Origin of the sequence: Paenibacillus donghaensis (genome assembly GCF_002192415.1) — a bacterium.
Lineage (GTDB): Bacteria > Bacillota > Bacilli > Paenibacillales > Paenibacillaceae > Paenibacillus_AQ > Paenibacillus_AQ donghaensis.
This window is the reverse complement of sequence record NZ_CP021780.1, coordinates 6,233,952-6,255,727: the sequence shown is the minus strand read 5'-3', so window position 1 is coordinate 6,255,727 and position 21,776 is coordinate 6,233,952. Positions and strand designations below refer to the sequence as shown.

18 protein-coding genes, 14 tRNA genes and 4 rRNA genes are annotated in these 21,776 nt (G+C 50.5%); 32 read left to right on the top strand and 4 right to left on the bottom strand.

What is annotated here, in order from left to right:
• Positions 1-32: 32 nt before the first annotated feature.
• Positions 33-1,142: an Mrp/NBP35 family ATP-binding protein gene (locus B9T62_RS28320; RefSeq protein WP_087918314.1), complete on the top strand. Its 1,110-nt coding sequence runs from the start codon at positions 33-35 to the stop codon at positions 1,140-1,142.
• Positions 1,143-1,205: 63 nt separating this feature from the next.
• Here the strand turns inward: B9T62_RS28320 and gerD are convergent, their stop codons facing one another.
• Positions 1,206-1,868, bottom strand: a complete 663-nt coding sequence (gene gerD / locus B9T62_RS28315; protein WP_087918313.1) for a spore germination lipoprotein GerD — start codon at positions 1,866-1,868, stop codon at positions 1,206-1,208.
• Between the two features lie 116 nt (positions 1,869-1,984).
• Here gerD and B9T62_RS28310 point away from each other — a divergent pair, with 116 nt between their 5' ends.
• Together B9T62_RS28310 and B9T62_RS28305 are read left to right on the top strand one after the other, a co-directional pair.
• Positions 1,985-2,593: a KinB-signaling pathway activation protein gene (locus B9T62_RS28310; protein WP_342746102.1), complete on the top strand. Its 609-nt coding sequence runs from the start codon at positions 1,985-1,987 to the stop codon at positions 2,591-2,593.
• A gap of 160 nt (positions 2,594-2,753) precedes the next feature.
• A complete protein-coding gene (locus B9T62_RS28305; RefSeq protein WP_087918312.1) occupies positions 2,754-3,575 on the top strand; it encodes a PPK2 family polyphosphate kinase in 822 nt (273 codons plus the stop codon).
• A gap of 54 nt (positions 3,576-3,629) precedes the next feature.
• On the opposite strand, the gene pdaB is transcribed toward B9T62_RS28305, so the two are convergent.
• Positions 3,630-4,433: a polysaccharide deacetylase family sporulation protein PdaB gene (pdaB, locus tag B9T62_RS28300; RefSeq protein ID WP_087918311.1), complete on the bottom strand. Its 804-nt coding sequence runs from the start codon at positions 4,431-4,433 to the stop codon at positions 3,630-3,632.
• A 135-nt stretch (positions 4,434-4,568) separates the two neighbouring features.
• On the opposite strand from pdaB, the gene B9T62_RS28295 reads away from it, so the two are divergent.
• The 20 genes from B9T62_RS28295 (at position 4,569) to B9T62_RS28200 (ending at position 12,730) form a co-directional block, all read left to right on the top strand.
• Positions 4,569-5,180, top strand: coding sequence for a stage II sporulation protein M (locus tag B9T62_RS28295; protein WP_087918310.1), 612 nt, complete (start codon positions 4,569-4,571; stop codon positions 5,178-5,180).
• Between the two features lie 241 nt (positions 5,181-5,421).
• Positions 5,422-5,652: a hypothetical protein gene (locus B9T62_RS28290; RefSeq protein WP_025336637.1), complete on the top strand. Its 231-nt coding sequence runs from the start codon at positions 5,422-5,424 to the stop codon at positions 5,650-5,652.
• A 413-nt stretch (positions 5,653-6,065) separates the two neighbouring features.
• Positions 6,066-7,623: ribosomal RNA gene (locus B9T62_RS28285) — 16S ribosomal RNA — on the top strand.
• A gap of 122 nt (positions 7,624-7,745) precedes the next feature.
• Positions 7,746-7,862, top strand: a 5S ribosomal RNA gene (rrf, locus tag B9T62_RS28280).
• Positions 7,863-7,902: 40 nt separating this feature from the next.
• A tRNA-Ile gene (locus tag B9T62_RS28275) sits at positions 7,903-7,979 on the top strand.
• Positions 7,980-8,001: 22 nt separating this feature from the next.
• A tRNA-Ala gene (locus tag B9T62_RS28270) sits at positions 8,002-8,077 on the top strand.
• 249 nt (positions 8,078-8,326) lie between these two features.
• Positions 8,327-11,374 (top strand): 23S ribosomal RNA (locus B9T62_RS28265).
• A 136-nt stretch (positions 11,375-11,510) separates the two neighbouring features.
• Positions 11,511-11,627 (top strand): 5S ribosomal RNA (gene rrf / locus B9T62_RS28260).
• Together the 16S, 23S and 5S rRNA genes with 14 tRNA genes alongside form the textbook arrangement of a ribosomal RNA operon.
• A gap of 6 nt (positions 11,628-11,633) precedes the next feature.
• Positions 11,634-11,709, top strand: a tRNA-Asn gene (locus B9T62_RS28255).
• 1 nt (position 11,710) lies between these two features.
• Positions 11,711-11,786 (top strand) — tRNA-Thr (locus B9T62_RS28250).
• Positions 11,787-11,796: 10 nt separating this feature from the next.
• A tRNA-Glu gene (locus B9T62_RS28245) sits at positions 11,797-11,871 on the top strand.
• Positions 11,872-11,909: 38 nt separating this feature from the next.
• A tRNA-Val gene (locus tag B9T62_RS28240) sits at positions 11,910-11,985 on the top strand.
• 51 nt (positions 11,986-12,036) lie between these two features.
• Positions 12,037-12,110: transfer RNA gene (locus B9T62_RS28235), tRNA-Gln, on the top strand.
• A gap of 5 nt (positions 12,111-12,115) precedes the next feature.
• A tRNA-Lys gene (locus B9T62_RS28230) sits at positions 12,116-12,188 on the top strand.
• A 17-nt stretch (positions 12,189-12,205) separates the two neighbouring features.
• Positions 12,206-12,289, top strand: a tRNA-Leu gene (locus B9T62_RS28225).
• A gap of 7 nt (positions 12,290-12,296) precedes the next feature.
• A tRNA-Gly gene (locus tag B9T62_RS28220) sits at positions 12,297-12,371 on the top strand.
• Between the two features lie 6 nt (positions 12,372-12,377).
• Positions 12,378-12,454, top strand: a tRNA-Arg gene (locus B9T62_RS28215).
• Between the two features lie 26 nt (positions 12,455-12,480).
• A tRNA-Pro gene (locus B9T62_RS28210) sits at positions 12,481-12,554 on the top strand.
• 14 nt (positions 12,555-12,568) lie between these two features.
• A tRNA-Gly gene (locus B9T62_RS28205) sits at positions 12,569-12,642 on the top strand.
• Positions 12,643-12,656: 14 nt separating this feature from the next.
• Positions 12,657-12,730: transfer RNA gene (locus tag B9T62_RS28200), tRNA-Pro, on the top strand.
• Between the two features lie 89 nt (positions 12,731-12,819).
• Here B9T62_RS28200 and B9T62_RS28195 read toward each other — a convergent pair.
• Positions 12,820-13,233, bottom strand: a complete 414-nt coding sequence (locus tag B9T62_RS28195) for an ImmA/IrrE family metallo-endopeptidase (protein WP_087918309.1) — start codon at positions 13,231-13,233, stop codon at positions 12,820-12,822.
• Positions 13,234-13,266: 33 nt separating this feature from the next.
• On the bottom strand, positions 13,267-13,719 hold the full coding sequence (locus B9T62_RS28190) for a helix-turn-helix domain-containing protein (RefSeq protein WP_087918308.1): 453 nt from the start codon (positions 13,717-13,719) through the stop codon (positions 13,267-13,269).
• A gap of 284 nt (positions 13,720-14,003) precedes the next feature.
• Between B9T62_RS28190 and B9T62_RS28185 the strand changes: the two genes are divergently transcribed.
• From B9T62_RS28185 to B9T62_RS28145, 9 genes are all read left to right on the top strand, one after another.
• Positions 14,004-14,513: an ArpU family phage packaging/lysis transcriptional regulator gene (locus tag B9T62_RS28185; RefSeq protein ID WP_425436709.1), complete on the top strand. Its 510-nt coding sequence runs from the start codon at positions 14,004-14,006 to the stop codon at positions 14,511-14,513.
• Positions 14,514-14,902: 389 nt separating this feature from the next.
• Positions 14,903-15,316, top strand: coding sequence for a phage tail terminator family protein (locus B9T62_RS28180; RefSeq protein ID WP_087918306.1), 414 nt, complete (start codon positions 14,903-14,905; stop codon positions 15,314-15,316).
• Complete coding sequence (locus tag B9T62_RS28175) at positions 15,313-15,492, top strand: hypothetical protein (RefSeq protein ID WP_087918305.1); 180 nt, start codon at positions 15,313-15,315, stop codon at positions 15,490-15,492. The genes B9T62_RS28180 and B9T62_RS28175 overlap by 4 nt, the downstream gene beginning before the upstream one ends.
• Before the next feature lie 54 nt (positions 15,493-15,546).
• Positions 15,547-16,869: a phage tail sheath family protein gene (locus B9T62_RS28170; protein WP_087918304.1), complete on the top strand. Its 1,323-nt coding sequence runs from the start codon at positions 15,547-15,549 to the stop codon at positions 16,867-16,869.
• A gap of 1 nt (position 16,870) precedes the next feature.
• Positions 16,871-17,341, top strand: coding sequence for a phage tail tube protein (locus tag B9T62_RS28165; RefSeq protein ID WP_087918303.1), 471 nt, complete (start codon positions 16,871-16,873; stop codon positions 17,339-17,341).
• An 85-nt stretch (positions 17,342-17,426) separates the two neighbouring features.
• Complete coding sequence (locus B9T62_RS28160; RefSeq protein ID WP_087918302.1) at positions 17,427-17,849, top strand: phage tail assembly chaperone; 423 nt, start codon at positions 17,427-17,429, stop codon at positions 17,847-17,849.
• A 194-nt stretch (positions 17,850-18,043) separates the two neighbouring features.
• Positions 18,044-20,098, top strand: a complete 2,055-nt coding sequence (locus B9T62_RS28155) for a phage tail tape measure protein (protein ID WP_087918301.1) — start codon at positions 18,044-18,046, stop codon at positions 20,096-20,098.
• A gap of 1 nt (position 20,099) precedes the next feature.
• Positions 20,100-20,801, top strand: a complete 702-nt coding sequence (locus tag B9T62_RS28150; protein WP_087918300.1) for a LysM peptidoglycan-binding domain-containing protein — start codon at positions 20,100-20,102, stop codon at positions 20,799-20,801.
• An 11-nt stretch (positions 20,802-20,812) separates the two neighbouring features.
• Entirely contained in the window at positions 20,813-21,775 is a 963-nt protein-coding gene (locus tag B9T62_RS28145) for an XkdQ/YqbQ family protein (protein ID WP_087918299.1), read from the top strand.
• Position 21,776: the final 1 nt, after the last annotated feature.

Here is a 21,776-nt window from a genome sequence, read left to right as displayed (position 1 = left end):
CTGTATCCGGGAAGAAAACAGAGGTGCTTTCCATGCTGACGAGGGAACAAATTGTTGAATTGCTACAGCCGATCAAGGACCCGGAATCCGGAAAAAGCCTAATTGAATTACAGTTAATACGTGACATTATGATCAAGGAGGAGCGCGTCTCCTTATCCATTGTCTGCCTGGACGCTCAGGAGCAGAGCCGAATGGAGCTCGAGCAGCGGGTACGCGGTGTGCTTGAAGAGGGCGGTGCCGGCAGTGTGCATATCCGGCTGCGTGATGCGACCGACTATGAGCGCTCCCAGATCCGCGGAGAGAACGCCGAACAGGAGCCGCAGGCTGATGAGCCCGGCAAATTGAAAGGGCATGCAGCAGGGCTTGAAGGGCATAAGCTGATCGGGGAGAACTCCGGGGTGAACTTTATAGCGGTGGCCTCCGGCAAAGGCGGCGTAGGGAAATCTACGGTAACGGTAAATCTGGCTGTTGCGCTTGCCCGCAAAGGTAAAAAGGTAGGTCTGATCGACGCGGATATCTACGGGTTCAGTATTCCTGATATGATGGGCATCGAAGAGGGGCCGATCGTGGAGGACGGGACTATTATTCCGGTGGAACGGTTTGGAGTAAAAGTCATGTCCATGGGCTTCTTCATACGTGAGAACAGCCCTGTAATCTGGCGCGGACCGATGCTGGGCAAGATGCTGCGCCAGTTCTTCAATGATGTGAGCTGGGGAGAGCTTGATTATATGCTGCTTGACCTGCCGCCCGGCACAGGCGATGTGGCACTTGACGTCCATCAGATGCTGCCGCACAGCAAAGAGATTATTGTAACCACCCCTCATGCTACAGCGGCGTTTGTGGCGGCCAGGGCGGGCTCTATGGCGTTGCAGACGGATCATGAGATTCTGGGAGTCATCGAGAATATGGCGTATTACGAATGCTCTGGCTGCGGCAAAAGGGATTATATCTTCGGGCGCGGCGGCGGCGGCAGGCTAGCGGAAACCCTGCATACAGAGCTGCTGGCGCAGGTGCCGCTTGGCGCCCCGGACAACCATATTTCGGAGCCTGACTTCTCTCCTTCCGTCTACAAGGAGGAAACAGCAACTGCGCAGATATTTGCTGAAGTGGCGGACAAGCTGATTGCCAAGCATGAGCAGTAGCAGAAGGATAAAGAGAAAGAGACCTGTCCGGACAATACGGACTAGGTCTCTTTTGGATAAAGTTTATGAAGATGAATCCTCGCTGCCGCTTTGTTCCCCACCTGATTTTCCTTTTTCACCTTTTTTCTCAACCTTGGGCTGCAGCTCTTCCTGCACCACCGTTTTGAGCAAGTTTAGTACCTCCATGCGGAATAAAGGGTTCTGCATAGCCTCCTGCATGATGGTCATGGTCTGCTTGCGATAATCAGCTGTTTTTGTAAGATCCAGGAACATTTTAGTCATTTCCGGCGATTTCATGATTTCTCCGACGGATTTCTGGTAAGAAGGATCCTTGATCAGCTGCAGGTGAAGCTCTTTGCTTTGGGAGTTGACCGCTTTGGCGAAATCTCCGGCGAATTTCGGATCGGTCATGATTTTCTCGATTTCCTTCTGATATTCCGGAGACGTAAGTGTGTCCTTCACGGCGACCCTGATTTCTGCATTGGTCTGCAGCGGCATCATTTTCATGGATAGGCCAGAGCCGGTAGCTCCGCTTTCGCTGCCCGACAAGGCTTCCTCTACCGCTTTGCGGCCGTCATCACTCTTCAATATATCTACAACCATGGTCTTCATTTCCTTGTAGCCGCCTTGGCCGGAAGAAGAACTGCTTTGTTCACCTCCGCAGGCTGTCAAGGCCATCACACAGCTTATGGCAATACCTGCAGACCACAACATCCTCCATTTCATTGGCGTTGCCTCCTTTTAGGATTCCTGTAGGTAGTATGCCGCAAGGCTGTGCAATTATGTTCTTTGCTTAATGGTCTTTTGTCGGTAACCTTGGTAAAATAAATCTGACACTGGGGGTGAAGGGACTGAGACTCAACAGGTGGTTTTACCTATTCTGGACTACGCTGCTTATCGGTGCAGGTGGGGCTTTGATTGCGGGGCTCGCGCTGCAACTGGTGAATGGCAGAATCAATTTCAAAAGCACGGCTGATTTCATCATCTATCCGCTTATTTTGCTAGGTTATGGAGTGCTTGTCAGTGTATATGCCCAGCTTGGTTTCTTCGCGTACATGATTCTCAACTACACAGGCAGCGGTGTGTTCCCGCGAAAGGTCTGGCGTTACATCCAGCTGGCTTTGGCCCTGCTGGCCTTGCTGGAGCTGATGTTTCTGCGTCAGGCTCTGGGAAAGGAAAGAGCAGCTGCACCTGATCTGATCCTCGGGCTTTGTCTGCTCGTATTTGCCATTATCGTGTCCTACTGGAAAGTCCGCAGCACCAATGATACAGCGTTTGTCCCTACCTTCTTCTTCATGACGGCCATTTCCATTGTGGAAATTATCGGCGTGCTGCAGATTGGTGTGGGCAGTGCCACTGTATTTATTGTGGTTCCGCTGCTGCTCTGCAATGCATACCAGATTCTGATCCTGCACCGCGTGCTGAGCAAACCTGTCCTTAATCCGTCCTAATCAGCAATAGACCCCGTACCTCTGGCAGCCAGAAGCACGGGGTTTTTGCATCCTCAGCAATTTTGAGATTAAAATGAAGACGAAAGGGTTAAAGTTATAAAACGATTGTCTGCTCATGAGATGTCTGGAAATGCTCAATAAAACACCGGGAGGGGAATATATGAACATCAACCGATATATGATAAAAGACACCAAGGAAATCCGGTTAAGCAAGCTGGATGCGAATGAAACAGGTGACTTCAAAACGAAAAAGGAAGCCGAAGCAGCTACAGCGAAGCTGAAGAAGCGGCTGGCCGAGCTGCAGGATATTCTGTTCGCTCAGAAAAAACATTCCCTGCTCGTGATTCTGCAAGGCATGGATTCCAGCGGCAAGGATGGAACGGTTAAGCATATTTTCTCCGGAATTAATCCGCAGGGCTTTATTGTGACTAGCTTCAAGAAACCTTCGCTGGAGGAAGAGGCGCATGATTTTCTGTGGAGAGTGCATCAGAAGACCCCGCCCAAGGGTTATATTTCCGCTTTCAACCGTTCCCACTATGAAGATGTCCTCGTACCGCGTGTGCATGGCAGCTTAAGCAAAGAGGATGCTAAGCACCGTTTCCGTTATATCCGTCAATTTGAAGAAATGCTCGTGGAGGAAGGGACAACTATAATCAAACTGTTTTTGCATATATCCAAAGAAAAGCAGCTGGAAAAGATCCAGGAGCGGCTCGAAGATCCAAAGAAGCACTGGAAGTTTGATGCCAGTGATCTGCAGGAGCGCGAATATTGGGACAATTACCAGGAAGCGTACGAAGAAGTGTTCAAAGAAAGTTCCACAGAGCAGACCCCCTGGTTCTGGATTCCGGCCAATCACCGCTGGTACCGCAACTACCTGGCTCTGGATATCGTTGTCAAGACGCTGGAGAAACTGGATTTGAGATATCCGAAGCTAAACACGCCAACGCCCGATATCTCTGAGCTTATTTCGCCGCGCCATTAATACTCACGAAAAGAGGACCGCAGCGAATGGATCACTGCGGCCCATAGGGGACGGTTACATACCTGCGGCATCCTCCAGGCTATCATCCAGCCAGGCAGAATCGCGGACTTCCTTGCCTTCGGTGCTGCTCTGGCTGATCAGCTCAGAGACGGTGACGAATTCATATCCTTGTCTTCGCAGCTCATCAATAATGAGCGGGAGGGCTTCATGGGTCTGCTTGCAGGAGTCGCTGGCATGCATAAGCACGATATCTCCGGGATGAGCCTTGGTGGTTACACGTTTGACGATATTGTCGACTCCGATGTTCTTCCAGTCGAGTGAATCAGTATCCCACTGAATCACTTTATAGCCGAGGTCACTGGCCACCTGAAGTACTCTTTTGTCAAAATCACCGTTGGGCATCCGAATCAAATTGGGTGCAGTTCCGGTTAATTCAGTTAATACGTTGTGTGCAGTCGAGATCTGGGTGCGTATTTCTTCACTGCTCAGCGCGCTGTAGTTAACATGCTTATGGCCATGGCTGCCGATCTCGAAGCCTGACTGTTTAATGCTGGTTACGATTTCGGGGTGAGTCTTGCTCCATGGAGAAGACAGGAAGAAGGTAGCTTTATCCACTTTTTTGTCCTCCAGCACCTTCAATATCGGCTCAGGCCGTTTCTCCCCCCAGCTGATATCAAAAGTCAGGGCGATCAGCTTCTTTTCTGTCGGTACACTGTAAATAGCGGACGGAGCAGATTCCGAGAATACGGTAATATTGCCCCTCTCAACATAGACGATCCCGGCAGCCAGCAGCGCAGCGGCACAGATGTAGATGAACCGTTTTATCTTTTTGCCGCTGAATACATAAAAAGAATTCATAAAATAGCAGCGCTCCTCTCCCATACATACTTGTTTGTTTTAAATGTATGCTCGTACCTTCCGGTTATGACCCCGGTTGGGAGTGAAAATTACTAAAAGCCGATACAGGACCTATAACTAATTCAGGAGGTAATTATGTTATCTTTTTTTACATTTCTCAGAGATATAAGAACGATCCGCACCGCATTGCTGATTTCTATAGTGTTGTTCGTGGTTGGCGGCATTGCCGGCTGGTTTGGCACCAGTACGTTGGAGAAGATCCTGCTGCAGCAGCTGGAGGGATTGGGCGAGATCAGCACCAAACTTAAGGATTCGGAGAATCCGCAATGGAGCTTTTTTGTATTTATTTTCTGGAATAATGTAATCAAGGGGGTAGTTATTATCTTCCTCGGGGCATTGTTTGGCATTCTGCCGGCTTTGTTCCTGCTGATTAACGGAGCGGTTATAGGCTATCTGATTCATATCTCAGCACAGCAGGGACAGGACTTGTTCACGCTGATTGTCAAAGGGCTGCTGCCGCATGGAATTATAGAAATTCCGGCAATTATTATTGCCTGTGCATTCGGACTGCATTTTGGCGCCAAAGTGTTCAGCAGTATGTTCAATAGAACCTCCGAGAAGGAGAGCCGAAGCGTCGGCTGGTCCATCTTTATGCGCCAGACCTTAACGGCTTCCTTCTGGACGATCATTCTGCTGTTTGTGGCCGCCGTGATAGAAAGTACATTAACATTTGCGCTGCTTTCATAAAATGGGACGAAATAGAGCATAACATTAGAGCATATTACCCGGAGTCAGATGAATGTGCGGAAATAAAGCGTTCTGAACCATATAGGAAATTTATCATAATTATGGTTACGGATTAGATCCTCCGGTTAATCTAGTGTAAGTGGATGTATAATCGGCTTTTCCATCTGATGGACCGCTTCTTCGCACAAGAGCCGGCAGTTGAGAATGATGCTATTTTGAATTCACGAAGGAGGTCAAGCCTATGCTCGGAATGCTGTTTAATGAGAAGGAGTGCAAGGAGCTGGACTATGTCTTACGTAAAGAGCTTGATGAGATGCTGTTAGACTTGAGCGATCAGCGCTTGGACCAGAATATTAGGCATGCCATTGCCAATCGATATAAAACGGTCTTCCGGATGTATGCGAGGTTTGCTCCTCAGAAAGAGTTGTCCAAGTACGCATGGGGCGGACGTTCATCCCAGTTCAAACATTAAGTAACCAATGAATGCTATGGTGAAAAATTACCGTTTTTGATTAATTAATAAAATAGGTTGACTATAAAGGAGCTGCTGTGATACATTATATCTCGCGCTCCTTTTGAATGTGAAAAAGGCGGCTGGAAAGCAAGAAATGTTGAAAAGAACATTTTTCAAAAAAAGCTTGCCAAACAGCCTGGTGCTATGATATATTATAAAGGTCGCCGCTGACAAGCGACGATGAAGCAAATGAGACATTGATCTTTGAAAACTGAACAACGAGTGAGTGGGATTTTGCGAAAGTAAAATCCAAAAGAAGATGAGTTTCACGCAAGTGAAGCTTGTCGGTAGAGAATGCAAATTCTCGTCAGATGTTTCAAAATGAGCATATCGCTCTTTTCAATACTTTATCGGATGTATCCGATAAAACCAATTTGGAGAGTTTGATCCTGGCTCAGGACGAACGCTGGCGGCATGCCTAATACATGCAAGTCGAGCGGAGTTTTGTTGAAAGCTTGCTTTCAACAGGATTCAGCGGCGGACGGGTGAGTAACACGTAGGCAACCTGCCCCTTAGCCTGGGATAACTACCGGAAACGGTAGCTAATACCGGATAATTCCTTGGTTCTCCTGAACCGAGGATGAAAGGCGGAGCAATCTGCCCTTAAGGGATGGGCCTGCGGCGCATTAGCTAGTTGGTGAGGTAACGGCTCACCAAGGCGACGATGCGTAGCCGACCTGAGAGGGTGAACGGCCACACTGGGACTGAGACACGGCCCAGACTCCTACGGGAGGCAGCAGTAGGGAATCTTCCGCAATGGGCGAAAGCCTGACGGAGCAATGCCGCGTGAGTGATGAAGGTTTTCGGATCGTAAAGCTCTGTTGCCAGGGAAGAACGTCCGGTAGAGTAACTGCTACCGGAGTGACGGTACCTGAGAAGAAAGCCCCGGCTAACTACGTGCCAGCAGCCGCGGTAATACGTAGGGGGCAAGCGTTGTCCGGAATTATTGGGCGTAAAGCGCGCGCAGGCGGCTATTTAAGTCTGGTGTTTAAACCTTGGGCTCAACCTAAGGTCGCACTGGAAACTGGGTGGCTTGAGTACAGAAGAGGAAAGTGGAATTCCACGTGTAGCGGTGAAATGCGTAGATATGTGGAGGAACACCAGTGGCGAAGGCGACTTTCTGGGCTGTAACTGACGCTGAGGCGCGAAAGCGTGGGGAGCAAACAGGATTAGATACCCTGGTAGTCCACGCCGTAAACGATGAGTGCTAGGTGTTAGGGGTTTCGATACCCTTGGTGCCGAAGTTAACACAGTAAGCACTCCGCCTGGGGAGTACGGTCGCAAGACTGAAACTCAAAGGAATTGACGGGGACCCGCACAAGCAGTGGAGTATGTGGTTTAATTCGAAGCAACGCGAAGAACCTTACCAGGTCTTGACATCCCTCTGAATCTGCTAGAGATAGCAGCGGCCTTCGGGACAGAGGAGACAGGTGGTGCATGGTTGTCGTCAGCTCGTGTCGTGAGATGTTGGGTTAAGTCCCGCAACGAGCGCAACCCTTATGCTTAGTTGCCAGCACGTGATGGTGGGCACTCTAAGCAGACTGCCGGTGACAAACCGGAGGAAGGTGGGGATGACGTCAAATCATCATGCCCCTTATGACCTGGGCTACACACGTACTACAATGGCCGGTACAAAGGGCTGCGAAACCGCGAGGTGGAGCGAATCCCAACAAAGCCGGTCTCAGTTCGGATTGCAGGCTGCAACTCGCCTGCATGAAGTCGGAATTGCTAGTAATCGCGGATCAGCATGCCGCGGTGAATACGTTCCCGGGTCTTGTACACACCGCCCGTCACACCACGAGAGTTTACAACACCCGAAGTCGGTGGGGTAACCCGCAAGGGAGCCAGCCGCCGAAGGTGGGGTAGATAATTGGGGTGAAGTCGTAACAAGGTAGCCGTATCGGAAGGTGCGGCTGGATCACCTCCTTTCTATGGAGAATCGTTTCCTGAGACGGAAACATTCGAACAGAAGCGTAAGCTTCTATAGAACCTTCGGGTTCAACACACTCACTCGTGTTCAGTTTTGAAAGAGCAAGTCTCTTTCGTATGCGTTTGGTGGCGATAGCGGAGGGGTTCCACACGTACCCATCCCGAACACGACCGTTAAGTCCTCCAGCGCCGATGGTACTTGGACCGAAGGGTCCTGGGAGAGTAGGACGCCGCCAAGCGCACACTTATGAATTTCATAAGCGTCATTGATATGAATAAGGGCCTTTAGCTCAGCTGGTTAGAGCGCACCCCTGATAAGGGTGAGGTCGGTGGTTCGAGTCCACTAAGGCCCACCATTTCAACTTCATATCCTATTATGGGGCCATAGCTCAGCTGGGAGAGCGCCTGCCTTGCAAGCAGGAGGTCAGCGGTTCGATCCCGCTTGGCTCCACCAACAAACTTCATCAATTTGTTATGTCTTGAATAGTAAACTTGATCCTTGAAAACTGGATACCGAAACGAATTTGCGTTTTAGAACATCTTTTAACTGAAGCTTGCGTAAGCAAGTGAACGTGCATTAGATGCTGCTAGCGAAGATTTTGGATGATGAAGCGACCTTTGGCTTTGAATGTGTTAGTGAGTGGAGCAATCCGCGAGCGGCATTCAAAACAAGATGAGCAAATCAGCCAAACATCGTAGCGCTGGTTAAGCTAATAAGAGCACACGGAGGATGCCTAGGCGCCAGGAGCCGACGAAGGACGTGGCGAACAACGAAACTGCCTCGGGGAGCTGTAAGCAAGCTTTGATCCGGGGGTGTCCGAATGGGGAAACCCAGCTGTGGTAATTCGCAGTTACTCCTCTCTGAATACATAGGAGAGGTAGAGGCAGACCAGGGGAACTGAAACATCTAAGTACCCTGAGGAAGAGAAAACAATAGTGATTCCGTCAGTAGCGGCGAGCGAACGCGGAACAGCCTAAACCTAAGAGCTTGCTCTTAGGGGTTGTGGGACGTCTCACAAGGAGTTACAAAGGAATATAGTAGGCGAAGAGGTCTGGAAAGGCCCGCGATAGAGGTAAAAGCCCTGTAGCCTAAACTGTGTTCTCTCCGAGACGGATCCCGAGTAGTGCGGGGCACGTGAAACCCCGTATGAATCCAGCAGGACCATCTGCTAAGGCTAAATACTACCTGGCGACCGATAGTGAAACAGTACCGTGAGGGAAAGGTGAAAAGCACCCCGGAAGGGGAGTGAAATAGAACCTGAAACCGTGTGCTTACAAAAAGTCAGAGCCCGTTTTAGGGGTGATGGCGTGCCTTTTGTAGAATGAACCGGCGAGTTACGTTTACCATGCAAGGTTAAGGTGAGAAGCCGGAGCCGCAGCGAAAGCGAGTCTGAATAGGGCGATTTGAGTATGGGGGCGTAGACCCGAAACCGTGTGATCTACCCCTGTCCAGGGTGAAGGTGCGGTAACACGCACTGGAGGCCCGAACCCACGCATGTTGAAAAATGCGGGGATGAGGTGGGGGTAGCGGAGAAATTCCAATCGAACTCGGAGATAGCTGGTTCTCCCCGAAATAGCTTTAGGGCTAGCCTCGGTATAAGAATAGTGGAGGTAGAGCACTGATTGGGTGCGGGGCCCGCAAGGGTTACCAAGCTCAGTCAAACTCCGAATGCCACATATTTATTGCCGGGAGTCAGACAGTGAGTGCTAAGATCCATTGTCGAAAGGGAAACAGCCCAGACCATCAGCTAAGGTCCCCAAGTGTGTGTTAAGTGGGAAAGGATGTGGAGTTGCACAGACAACCAGGATGTTGGCTTAGAAGCAGCCACCATTGAAAGAGTGCGTAATAGCTCACTGGTCGAGTGACTCTGCGCCGAAAATGTAACGGGGCTAAACACACCACCGAAGCTATGGCTAGGATCGACTTCACTGCTTCTTTGAGCGGTGTTTATCGGATAGACATGTATGCCTGAAATCATCCTGGAAGGGATGAAGGCTATATGTTCTACAGGGGATAAACACATTTCGAAGCTGGAGTGAAGTCGATCCTGGGGTAGGGGAGCGTTGTATATACGTTGAAGGTATACCGTGAGGAGTGCTGGAGCGTATACAAGTGAGAATGCCGGTATGAGTAACGAAAAGATCAGTGAGAATCTGATCCGCCGAAAGCCCAAGGTTTCCTGAGGAAGGCTCGTCCGCTCAGGGTAAGTCGGGACCTAAGGCGAGGCCGAAAGGCGTAGTCGAAGGACAACAGTTTGAAATTACTGTACCACCGTAATCCGCTATGAGCGATGGGGTGACGCAGGAGGGTAGTGACGCGGACTGATGGATGTGTCCGTCTAAGCAGTGAGGCTGATGTGTAGGCAAATCCGCACATCGTGAAGGCTGGGCTGTGATGGGGAGCGAAAATGTTAGTAGCGAAGGTCATGATCTCACACTGCCAAGAAAAGCCTCTAGCCAGGAGAAGGTGCCCGTACCGCAAACCGACACAGGTAGGCGAGAAGAGAATTCTAAGGCGCGCGGAAGAACTCTCGTTAAGGAACTCGGCAAAATGACCTCGTAACTTCGGGAGAAGAGGTGCCTCGGTAGGGTGAATAGCCCGAGGGGGCCGCAGTGAAAAGGCCCAAGCGACTGTTTAGCAAAAACACAGGTCTGTGCGAAGCCGTAAGGCGAAGTATACGGGCTGACGCCTGCCCGGTGCTGGAAGGTTAAGGGGAGCGGTTAGGGGTAACCCGAAGCTGTGAACCGAAGCCCCAGTAAACGGCGGCCGTAACTATAACGGTCCTAAGGTAGCGAAATTCCTTGTCAGGTAAATTCTGACCCGCACGAATGGCGTAACGACTTGGGCGCTGTCTCAACGAGAGATCCGGTGAAATTTTAATACCTGTGAAGATGCAGGTTACCCGCGACAAGACGGAAAGACCCCATGGAGCTTTACTGCAGCTTGATATTGAATTTGGGTACGATCTGTACAGGATAGGTGGGAGCCAGAGAAGCAGGAGCGCAAGCTTCTGCAGAGGCGCCGTTGGGATACCACCCTGATCGTATCTAGGTTCTAACCTAGTGCCCTTATCGGGTACGGGGACCGTGTCAGGCGGGCAGTTTGACTGGGGCGGTCGCCTCCTAAAGAGTAACGGAGGCGTTCCAAGGTTCCCTCAGAATGGTTGGAAATCATTCGCAGAGTGCAAAGGCATAAGGGAGCTTGACTGCGAGACCTACAAGTCGAGCAGGGACGAAAGTCGGACTTAGTGATCCGGTGGTACCGCATGGAAGGGCCATCGCTCAACGGATAAAAGCTACCCTGGGGATAACAGGCTTATCTCCCCCAAGAGTCCACATCGACGGGGAGGTTTGGCACCTCGATGTCGGCTCATCGCATCCTGGGGCTGAAGTAGGTCCCAAGGGTTGGGCTGTTCGCCCATTAAAGCGGTACGCGAGCTGGGTTCAGAACGTCGTGAGACAGTTCGGTCCCTATCTGTCGTGGGCGCAGGAAATTTGAGAGGAGCTGTCCTTAGTACGAGAGGACCGGGATGGACGTACCGCTGGTGCACCAGTTGTTCCGCCAGGAGCATGGCTGGGTAGCTACGTACGGACGGGATAAGCGCTGAAAGCATCTAAGCGTGAAGCCCCCCTCAAGATGAGATTTCCCAACTAGTAAGACCCCTTGAAGACGACGAGGTAGATAGGTTGGAGGTGGAAGTGCAGCAATGCATGGAGCTGACCAATACTAATCGGTCGAGGGCTTATCCACAATCTTAAAACGCAGATTTGTTTCGGATTCAGTTTTCAGGCGATTAAGCCTGAAAGATTTTAAGCTGCATGTCTTTTCTGTAGTCGGTTATTTTCCTGAAGGAATTCGGGGGAGTAGCACGAGCGGAAAAAACCCGTTTGGTGGCGATAGCGGAGGGGTTCCACGCGTACCCATCCCGAACACGACCGTTAAGCCCTCCAGCGCCGATGGTACTTGGACCGAAGGGTCCTGGGAGAGTAGGACGCCGCCAAGCGGATATTCCCTGATAGCTCAGTTGGTAGAGCACTCGACTGTTAATCGAGTTGTCACAGGTTCGAGTCCTGTTCGGGGAGCCATGCTCTCATAGCTCAGTAGGTAGAGTGCTTCCATGGTAAGGAAGAGGTCACCGGTTCGAATCCGGTTGAGAGCTCCACAAATTTTTAGGCCCGTTGGTCAAGGGGTTAAGACACCTCCCTTTCACGGAGGTAACATGGGTTCGAATCCCATACGGGTCACCATTTTATCTGTTTTGTCCCTTTTGGGTCACCATACATATGGAGGCTTAGCTCAGCTGGGAGAGCATCTGCCTTACAAGCAGAGGGTCGGGGGTTCGATCCCCTCAGCCTCCACCATATTGTATTGCGTGAGCATGCTTCTATGGGAACACATCAAGTTAACACCTTAGGGGATTCGCCAAGTGGTAAGGCAACGGACTCTGACTCCGTCATCATAGGTTCGAATCCTATATCCCCTGCCAAATGCGAGCCATTAGCTCAGTTGGTAGAGCACCTGACTTTTAATCAGGGTGTCGAAGGTTCGAATCCTTCATGGCTCACTTGTATTATGATTTATGCGCGTGTGGCGGAATTGGCAGACGCACTAGACTTAGGATCTAGCGTCTTTGACGTGGGGGTTCAAGTCCCTCCACGCGCACCACTTATTTGCGGACGTGGCTCAGCGGTAGAGCATCGCCTTGCCAAGGCGAGGGTCGCGGGTTCGATTCCCGTCGTCCGCTCCAAATTGTGCGCCCTTAGCTCAGCTGGATAGAGCGTTTGACTACGAATCAAAAGGCCGGGAGTTCGAATCTCTCAGGGCGCGCCATTTTTAATGAAGCAATTATAGGATTACGGGATGTAGCTCAGCTTGGTAGAGCACCTGGTTTGGGACCAGGGGGTCGCATGTTCAAATCGTGTCATCCCGATATTTTACACCTATGCGGGTGTAGTTCAATGGTAGAACTTCAGCCTTCCAAGCTGATAGCGTGGGTTCGATTCCCATCACCCGCTCCATAATTTCATAGTTACGGGATGTAGCTCAGCTTGGTAGAGCACCTGGTTTGGGACCAGGGGGTCGCATGTTCAAATCGTGTCATCCCGATACTTGGCTAGATCAACAAACACTCTTACTTCGGTAAGGGTGTTTTTGTGTTTTTTTGCACAAACAATCGCGAGAACCGTCTCCCCGTTTTAATCATCCTGCAAAAAATGGACCTCGTGCGGAAGCCCGATTCTTAAATAATAACTATGCCACGATTCATCCGGATCTGGTGAGGTTCCTGCGGACAGCAGCTTCAACGCAAATACATTGGCCTGCCGTTCCAGCTTGCCGGGTGAGAAATAGGACTTCTCTTCGAGAAAAAAACGGTTGACCCCCTTATGCAGCCGGTCATGTCCCAGTTCATGCGCGCAAACAAAACGCTGCCATTCCAGAGGCAACTCATTATGGATGACAATAAATCTTCTTCTTAATTTACGGTAGTATAACCCCTTAGTCCCCGTACCCAGGTTGATAAAACGGATATGGATACCCAGTGCCTTAGATAGCTCAAAAGGACAGTTGGTTTTGTATTTATGAATCAGTTTATTGATCAGTTTATCCATTCTCTTCACCTGCAGCCAGTTATTAGGGTTGAATTAGCGTTGTTTACCTGATTTTGGTTCAGTATCGTCCGGTTTCTTGTTCCTTTTATTCATCTGCTTCGCTTCCCAGAACAGCCCTGTCAGCACATCCTTAATGCGCTGCCGATCTTCTTTATCCAGTGGGATTCCGTCAAACATCAGTTCTCCGTCGTCCTCAAGCATTTTGCGGAAATCTCGTTTGTCCTTGGAGGTAGCCCAAGCCGGGATAGCCTCTTCACTCTGCTTCGTCTCCTGCATATAGCCTGCATGGTCCATCAATTCCTCATAAGCCACACCTGTAGCTTCGGCAATTTTGCGCAGTGTAACCGGCTTGGGAACTCCACGTATTCCATTCTCTATCCTTGATATTTGTGAACCGCTGATTCCGGCGGAAGCCGCCAGATCGTTAATCGTCAGTCCTTTAGCCTCACGAAGCTGTTTCAGATAATCTCCAAATGTTGGTCTCATCACTACCGACTCCTATCCCTATTAGCTCTTGCTATTAATATAAGCTAAATATGCCAATAGGTAAACAGTAATGCGTATATCATTGCCAAAAGGCAAGAGAAGCTGAGATAATCCACTGTACATGAGCTTAAATGGCCGTAAACCGGGTTTTACGAATTTGGGAAAGAAGTGGTATATTATAGAAAAATACGAACAACATACGAACAAGAGTTATTCTATCATATTTTTGAAGGGAAAACTGCAAGATTAATATCAATTACTTAATCTAAAGGAGTGTTAATATGATGAATTTATCTTCTCTGCCTGAGCTCGACCGTCGGCGGACACAGGTAGCCATAGAGAACATGCTGGAGAAATACCGGATATTTAAGACGGTGACCTTTGAAGCCAAGGAGGCTGGAACGACTTATTCGTATACCGAAAGATTTCACGGACCTACCCATAAGATTACTGATCAGACTGCGGCTATAGCTGCTCATAATGTGGACGTGCCTGCCGCTCGAAGAGCCTTCTGCTCAGCCATAGACTCCGTTGTCGAAAGATTGGATACAAGAGAACAGCAACTGGTCCGCGAGCGTTATATGCGCAGGGATGAGACGTATGACTATACGGTATACAATCATGTGTTTGATCCACCGGTCAGCAAGGATACGTATGTGAAGATCCGTTCCAAGGCTTTTTATAAAATGGCACTGGCGCTGACCGACCTGGGCTTGATCTCGCTTCACTCCCTGCTGACAAACAGACAGCCGGGTGCAGAGGCAGAGATGCAGCATACGGATATGTACAAGTAACAAGTAAGCAGACGAACAGGAGCTGTATTGCCCAATATGGGCGGTACGGCTTTTTTGTTGTGGTGTGAAGAGGGAAAGTCTGCTTTGCTTGGGTTCCAGCATTTGCACCAACTCAAAACCGCTGTATTCCATCCCTATGTTCATCCTAAGACAGCCCTTAAGCCGTCTCCATGCTGCAGCCGGGGGTGTAAGATTATAACATGGCAAATGAAGCAAAAGAACACCGCAGGAGCATGAATGCTCTACTATAATGTCCCGCCCGTCAAGGGCTTGGAACCACTGTCGCGGTGAAAGATTCTTTTGGCAGGAGCCTAGGAAAGACGGATATGATCCACATTGGATTGTATCCGTCTTTATTTATCGGCAGATCTGGGAGGGGAGGCCTAAAGATGTCAGTAGAACAGCTGAGAGGCCAGATTATTAGAGCGCTTGAACAGTATTATCCTGAAGTGCCGGTGTATGACGGGGGCGAGGAACCGGGGGAAGCTTATTTCTATCCCGGATTAATCTCGGCAACCTATGACAGACAGCGTGAGGGAAGATATATGGCGATCTATCGGTTTGGCATCCGGTACAAGAAAGCAAGCCTGCTGGAAGGCGAACATTGCGCTGACGGGCTGAGTGAAGCACTGGCAATGATGCAAGGCGAAGCGGGGGCTTACCGAATTGTCAGACAAGCCTGGGAAGCAGGAGCAGCAGAGGAGGGGCCACTGTTTACAGCGGATTTCATGCTCTATCTGCAGAGTGAACGGACTGAGGCACAGAAGATTGCCCGGATGTCGGGAGGGGAGCGGTTGAAATGAAGGCAAATAGAACTAATGAGCCAGTGTTTGGCAAAACGCAGCTGGTAAACTCGGCGTTGTTTGCAGCGGCGGAAAAAGATGTGCTGCAGGTTATTTTGCAGGCAGATCAGCAGTATACGCTGGAAGAAAGCAAGCAAAAGCTGGAATCGTATCTGAAGACCCCGCTTGCGCTGTAGGGCTGTATTCAGGCAGATGTGGATTATCCAACAATTTATTTAGGAGGTTATTCAATGGCTGGAGGAACATGGACAACACAAAACAAGGTGCGACCCGGAGTTTATGTAAATGTGGCAACAAATCAGAGCAGCATCGGCAAAATGGGAGAACGCGGGGTGACGGCGCTGGCGCTGACACTCTCCTGGGGCCAGGCTGGAGCCATCTTGAAGCTTACCCCACAGGACGATATGGAGAAGTTGCTCGGCTATGGGCTGACCCACAGCAGCCTGCGTCCCGTGCGTGAGGCGCTGAAGCGGGCAGGAACACTGCTACTATACCGGCTGAATGAAGGAGTAAAGGCGCAAGCTACCGCGAATGGCCTGCATGTTACTGCCCGCTATGGCGGTGAACGCGGTAATGATGTTTCGGTAGTGATCGAGAAGAACGTGGAGAATAACACGCTTTACGATGTGAAGACATTGCTGGCGGGAGCCGAATACGACAAACAAACCGTTAGCAAGGCTGAGGAACTGGCTGCGAACGATGTTCTCGATTTTGAAAAGGACGGTACGGAGGGGTTGAAAGTGACTGCCGGCATGCCGCTTGCAGGTGGGGCCAATGGGGTGGTAACTCCTCAGCAGCATAGTGATTTCCTGACGGCCCTGGAGGTGCAGAACTTCCAGACCGTGGGGCTGCTGTCTGATGAGAATACGCTGAAGGCGCTGTATAGCGCTTTTGTGAAGCGGCTGCGTGAAACAGAAGGCAAGAAGGTACAAGCCGTAGTGGCGGATTACGCGACAGCCGGATATGAAGGAGTAATCAGCGTCAAGAACGGTGTGGTGCTGAGCGACGGCACGGTGATCAACAAAACCGCTGCCGTAGCCTGGGTTGCCGGTGCAACCGCCGCAGCTGCCGTCAATGAATCGCTGACCTACCAGGGTTACGATGATGCGGTGGATGCCGATGTGCGCCTCAGCCACTCTTCAACATCAGCTGCGCTGCTCGGCGGTGAGCTGGTGTTTACGTATAGTGGAGGCCGCGCGGTGGTGGAGCAGGATATTAATACTTTTACAAGCTACTCTCCTGAAAAAGGTAAGGCCTTCTCTAAAAACCGTGTGCTGCGGGTACTGGACGGGATTGCGAATGATCTAAAGACGATGTTTGAGCGCTATTATATTGGCAAGGTTGCCAATAATGAAGATGGTCGTGCGTTGTTCTGGTCCCAGTGCGCCACGTATATGAATGAACTGCAGAACCTGGGAGCCATTGACAACTTCGATGCCCAGAGTGATATTGTGGTGGCCGCCGGAGCGGACAGCGACAGTATCGTACTTGAGGTTGCCGTGAAACCTGTGGATTCCGTAGAAAAAGTATATATGAAAGTGAAGGTGGTTTAAGATGGCATTTTTGAAAGCAAGTGATACGATCTCCGGCCAGGAGGGCCGTGCCTATGCGGTAATTGGTACCCAGACGGAGGAAATGTTCTATGTGAAGACGCTGGAAGCAACAGTAGAGAAAACGAAAGCTGAAGTGAAGACGCTGGGACGCCGCGGGGTGCAGCATAAAGCGACCGGCTGGTCGGGGAGCGGCACGATGACGATTTTTTATATGACCAGCCGTTTCCGTGAGATGATGCTGAGCTATATGAATACAGGGATTGACCAATATTTCGATATTGAGGTCACCAATGATGATCCATCCTCCAGTGTGGGGGCGCAGCGGATTATGTTGAAGGGTGTGAACCTGGACAGTGTGATTATGGCCTCACTGGATACAGAGTCGGATGCGCTGGAAGAGGAGGTTAGCTTCACGTTTGAGGATGTGCAGCTTGTGAAGCCTTTTGGCACTCCGGCGGGAGCGGGGCTGTAGGACACTGACATCAAGAACTGAATGAAGAGTAAATAAGACCCGGACGTGTTGATGCGGCGGGTCTTTCACCTAAAGGAGGATAACAATGAGTGAATTAAGTTTGTTCTATGCACAGAATGCGGCATGTGATGCCACGGAGGACTACGTAGTTTCCCTGCGTTTTAAGGATCAAGAGGGCAAGGCGGTAGCCTGGAAGCTGCGCAGCATGAACGAAGATGAGAACCAGGAATGCCGCAAGGCTGCTACCCGCAAAATCAAGGGCAAAAACGGGGTGTACACCTCGGAGATCGAGCCCAACGATTACATGGCCAAGCTGATGACCTCCAGTGTGGTACACCCGGATCTGAAAAATGCCGAGCTGCAGCGCTCGTACAATGTGCTTGGCGCTGAAGCGCTGCTGCGCAAAATGCTGCTCCCCGGCGAGTTCGCGGCGCTCGGTGAGCGGGTGCAGGCGCTGAACGGCTTCGGCACCGATATGAACGAGCTGGTGGACGACGTAAAAAACTAATCAACGAGGGCGACAGTGAAGCCAATCTGGCTTACTACGCCCTCCATGAGCTGCATATTCTGCCGCATGAGCTGATGAAGTTCTCTTCCCGCGAACGCGCGGCGATCTATGCGATGATCTCTGTCCGGGTGGAGAAGGAGAAGCAGGAGCGTGCGCGCAGTAAGGGCAGGAAAAGATAGTTGGGGGGTGAAAAGATGGCAGGTGTACAAAACAACATGGCAGGCATCCAGCAAATCTCCAATCAATGTCTTACTGATATTACAAATCAGATCAGTACTCAGGTGTCGGCGAATATCTCGAATTCCTTCTCGGCAACGCTGAACCGGATCAGTATGAAGGTAGTCAACAAACCGGTGTATAACATTATTAATGATTACAGTTCTGCATATACCCGGATTGAGGCCTCAATCAATAGCGCTGCTCAAGCCCAGGGGAGACTTAACGATGCCGCAGGGGATGGCGCTGAAGGGGCAGAGCAGCAGGCGGGAACCTGGGAGAAATTTACCGGAGTCTTTGAGAAGGTCAAGGGAGTCGCGGAGAAAGTCAAAGCTGTCATGGAAAAAGTGCTTGGACCTGCAGCGGAACAGCAGAAATGGGAGGATCTGTTTAAAGCCAAAACAGGCAATGCCGATGTGGGATTGGCCATGTTTGAGAAATTCAAACAGCGGGCACTTGCAACCGGCCAGGATGTGAACAAGTCCATGGAAAGTGCCTTGACGTTCTATCCCAAGACGCAGAATACCGAGCAACTGGATCAGCTGATGGATTATTCCACCAGACTCAGTATGATGTCACCGGAAGGCAAGGATATTGGGGATACTTCATCCGCGATCACGTCTGCTTTTGAGGGGGATTCGGGGGATCTGGCCTCGATGCTGCAGTTGGATGAAGAAGAGCTGGGAGGCCTCGATCTGGTAGCAGAAACGGGCAATATGGAAGCCTTCTTAAGCACACTGGGCAACATTATGACCACAGCCGGAATGACCAGCGCTGCGCTGCAGACCATGATGGATTCTCCGGTGAACCAGTGGCAGACACTGCTTGGCAATTACAATAATTCATTGGCGTTAATGGGGGAAGGGGCTTTGCAAGCCCTGGCTCCACTGCTTGAGATGTTGAATACAGCGTTCGCAGACGGAACCTTCCAGCCGATTATTGACGGGATGGCCATCGGGCTTGCCTTATTGGCACAAGGCTTCTCCGCTGTAGTGGAAGGTGCGCTGTTCCTCTGGAGCGTACTGAGCAGCACACTGCCTGTGGTTCTTCCGCTATTGCTGGGGATTGTTGCGGGCGTTGTAGCTTATCAGATAGCAATGGGAGCAGCGGCTATTGCTACCAATATGTCAGCCATAGCAACCGGTATTGCCACTGCTGCACAAGCGGTTTATAACGCCATACTGAATGCCAATCCGATTGCGCTTGTGATCGGTCTGGTCATTGCGTTGATTGTGGCTTTTCTCGGTATCGTTGCAGCCCTTCAGCCTGTGCGTGATTTTCTGGCTAATATGTTTCGCGCATTGGGGCAAATCGTGGCTGATTTCGTAGGGTATGTGATTGATCTTTGGACCGGTTTTATTAACGGTGTGATTGACGCCGCCAATTTTTTGTTAAGCGGAATTAATAAAGTCGTTGGGGCAGTCGGGAAATTTGTAGGGATTGAGTCGGCAATTAATCTTCATCTCGAAAATGTAGACAGCAGCCAGTTCAAACAGGATGTACAAATGAGTATTGAGAATACATTTGACTCTGCTGCCGATTTTACACAGAATTTCGATATCAACAAGTTAAAGGAAGGCATGAACATAGGCGGGAATACGAATAATGAATCGAACACTACTCAGTGGAACAATATGCATCCGGGTGACGAAGCGAAGATTCCTCAAATGCCTCCTGTCCCTGAACAGCCTAAGCTTCCAAAGGTTCCTAATGCTCCAGCTGGATTGAATTCAACGCCGGTTCGCAATACTTCTTTTCAAAATACATCTGCTCCAACGAACATCAACAACGTCAACAAAGTAAATTCTGTAGGGGCCGTAGACGGCACTGTGGACATTTCGAGCGACGACCTGAAGATGCTGCGCGAGCTGGCGGAGATCCAGGCGATCCAGAATTTTGTCGAACTGACGCCGACGGTGCAGGTTACCACAGGGAATATCAACAATGCAGGGGATATTGACTCGATCATCACCAAGATTGGACAGAAGCTGAATGAGCAGTTTGTCTCTACGGCGCAGGGGGTGTACACCTAACGTGGAAGAGTATGGATTGTTTCTGAATTTCAACAACATGGAAGAGTCGATTCGACTACCCGTCAACCCGGAGACGCTGGAGATCAAGGAGAGTGGCGATGGCACAAGCTATACGCTGATTGATCTGGGTGAAATTAACTCGATTGCCTATCCGAAGCTTACCGAGCTTACGATTGAGAGTATTTTCCCAGCGCAGCGGTATCCGTTCGTGGTGGTGCCTGAAGACGGGCTGCGCAGGCCCTTTGAATATGTGGAGCTGATCAAAAAGTGGATGGGAAGCCGCAGGCCAATCCGGTTCGTGTTTTCGGGGCTGAAGGGGGTGCAGGATACCCGTGTGAGTGAGGATCTGACCTTCCTAGATGATTTTGCCGTGAATATGGCGATGAGCATTGAAGGCTTCACCTGGAAGCTGAGCGCGGGGACGTCTGGGGACATTGAATATTCACTTTCGCTCAAAAAGTATGTATTCTACCAGGCGGTAGCTGTAAAGGTTGTGAAAGGTGAGGTCAGAGCTGAGCAGAAGCGGGCGAATGAGAAGAAGGCTCCGGCTACTTACACCCTGAAGCCCGGTGACAACCTGTGGAGCGTAGCGCGCAAACTCCTTGGCGATGGCCAGAAGTACAAAACCATCCAGAAGCTGAACGGCATTGCAGACAGTGAGCTGAACAAGCTTCCGGTAGGCAAAGTCATCAAGCTGCCTTAGGAGGGAAACGTATGGAACTGCTTGTAAAGAACAAAGAAGGCAGGCTCTGGGATATCTCGGGCATGGTCTCAGATCTGGCCTGGAAGACTTCCCGCAGCGGCAAGCCAGCTACACTGGAGCTGACCTTGGTGGACAGCGGCATCTATCAGCATCCCAAATTCGATATCAGCAACGGTGACATTGTACAGTTCAGCAAAGATGGCCTGGATGTATTTTATGGCTTTGTGTTCAGCATGGATACGGGGTCGGACCAACTGATCAAGCTGACGGCCTATGACCAGATTCGCTATCTGCTCGGCAATGGGAGTTATGTGCTGCAGGATGTGACCGCCCAGGAGGTGATCCGTAAGATCGCCAAGGATTACGGGCTGAAGACCGGTGTGCTGGAGGAGACGTTATATCACATTCCTTCGCTCATTGAAGATGACAAGAAGCTGCTGGATATTATTATGGGCGCCCTTGGCAGTGAACTGCAGTATAAGGGCCAGCTGATGGCTTTTTATGATGATTTCGGCAAGCTTACGCTGCGTAAACCGGCTTCAATGCTGCTGAATCTGGTGCTGGGAGCCGGTCATTCCTTATATGATTATTCGCTCAAAAAAAGCATCGATCAGGATACGTACAACACGATATTTCTCTATCAGGACAATGAGCAGACGGGCAAACGTGAGTTCTATCCGGTAAGTGACAAGGGAAATGTGGAGCGCTGGGGTCTGCTTCATCTGTATCAGAAGGCTGACGATAAGGCGAATGCGGCTCAGATTCAGGAGCAGGCGGGCCAGTTGCTGCGGCTGCATAACCGCGAGAAACTCAGTCTGTCTGTACAGGCGATCGGCGATCTGCGGGTCAGGGCGGGCAATTTCATCTATGTGCTGCTGGACGAATTCCAGACCCAGCTGTTTCTGGTGGATACGTGCAGCCATAAGATCAATGGAGGGGAGCATACGATGTCCCTCGATATTAAGGTGGTGTAGA